General features: G+C 75.8%; 3 protein-coding genes. 1 reads left to right on the top strand and 2 read right to left on the bottom strand.

What is annotated here, in order from left to right; translation table 11 throughout:
- Both OZN99_RS31650 and OZN99_RS31655 read right to left on the bottom strand, forming a co-directional pair.
- Positions 1–314, bottom strand: a 314-nt coding sequence (locus OZN99_RS31650) for a hypothetical protein (protein ID WP_456299923.1), incomplete at its 3' end; no start/stop codon positions are given.
- Positions 314–712 (bottom strand): VOC family protein, encoded by a 399-nt coding sequence (locus OZN99_RS31655; RefSeq protein ID WP_270939158.1) that lies wholly within the window; start codon positions 710–712, stop codon positions 314–316. The genes OZN99_RS31650 and OZN99_RS31655, both read right to left, overlap by 1 nt.
- Before the next feature lie 48 nt (positions 713–760).
- On the opposite strand from OZN99_RS31655, the gene OZN99_RS31660 reads away from it, so the two are divergent.
- Positions 761–1,363, top strand: a 603-nt coding sequence (locus OZN99_RS31660) for an FAD-dependent oxidoreductase (protein ID WP_270939159.1), incomplete at its 3' end; no start/stop codon positions are given.

Genomic DNA, 1,363 nt, shown 5'->3' on the forward strand with positions numbered 1-1,363 from the left:
ACCCGCGCCGCCAGCAGCGCAGCCGGGCTCTCGGCCAGAACGGCCAGCCCGGCCGCGACGGCGCCGAGCCCGAGGCCGGCCAGCAGACCGGCCCGCGCGCCGATACGCGACGCCGCCAGCCCGATCGCCAGCCCGCCGAGCCCCGCCATCAGCCCGAACAGCGAGACCAGCAGCGCGGCCGCAGAAAGGCCGAGGCCGAACTCCGCCGCGATGGTCGTCATCGCCGCCGGCACCTTGCCGATTTGCGCCGCGGCCGCCACGCCGGCGAGCACGACGGCCCCGATGGCGGGCCAGCGCGTCGCGGGCTGCTGCACTATCGTCGTTCGATCAGTTCCACCTGCACGCCGTCCGGCATGCCGAAGAAGGCGATGCGCACGCCCGGCCGCGGCACGGACGGGCCGCGCACAAGCGGCACGCCCTTCGCGGCCAGGTCGGCGATGGCGGCGTCCAGGTCGGCCACGGCCAGGCCCAGATGCTCCATCCCCAGGAAGGGCGGCGCGGGCGGCGCATGCGTCTCGGGCGGCACCTGCTCGAGGAACAGCGTAACCCCGGCAAGGTCGAGGACGATACGCAGCCAGGGCCCGGCGGTGGTGCGGCCCTTGACCTCCGCCCCGAAGGCGGCGGTCCAGACGCGGGCGGCGGCCTCAGGATCGGGGCTGCGCAGGTGGATATGGTCGAAGCGGTAGGGTTCCATGGCCGCAGTCTCGCGCATCGGCGCCCTCCGCGCCATGTCCCGCGCAGCGGTCGGATGAGAGGATGGATGGCGGAGCGGAATCTGGTGCTGGCGGGCGGCGGGCATGCGCATGTGGAGGTGCTGCGCCGGCTGGGGCGCCAGCCCCTGCCCGGCTGGCGAGTCACGCTGCTGACGCGCGAACGGCACTCGCCCTATTCAGGGATGCTGCCTGGCGTCGCGGCCGGCCTCTATCGGCCGGGGCAGGCGCTGATCGAGGTCGGCGCGCTGGCGGCGCGCGCCGGCGCGGTGCTGCTGGTGGACAGCGTGGTCGGCCTCGATCCGGCTTCCCGCCGCGTGCTGCGGGAAGGTGGCGAGCCCCTGCCCTATGACCTGCTGTCGCTCGACACCGGCGCCACGCCGGACCTGGCCGCCGTGCCTGGCGCGGCGGAGCATGCGCTGCCGCTGAAGCCGATCGATGCGCTGCTGCCGCGGCTGGAGGCGCTGTATGGCGCGGCGCGCGCAGGCATGACCCTCGCCGTCGTCGGCGCCGGCGCGGCAGGAACCGAGATGGTGCTGGCCCTCTCCGTGCGACTGGCGCCGGCGGGGCTACGGTTCTCGCTGGTGGCCGGCGCCGCCGGGCTGCTGCCGGGCCTGCCAGCCGCGCTGCGCCGGCGCGCCGCGGCGGAACTC

Source organism: Falsiroseomonas oryzae, from assembly GCF_027856955.1.
GTDB classification, from domain to species: domain Bacteria; phylum Pseudomonadota; class Alphaproteobacteria; order Acetobacterales; family Acetobacteraceae; genus Falsiroseomonas; species Falsiroseomonas oryzae.

What these genes read in the sequence shown, in the direction of transcription:
- OZN99_RS31655 (WP_270939158.1), bottom strand. Translation starts at nt 712, where the DNA reads ATGCGCGAGACTGCGGCCATGGAACCCTACCGCTTCGACCATATCCAC.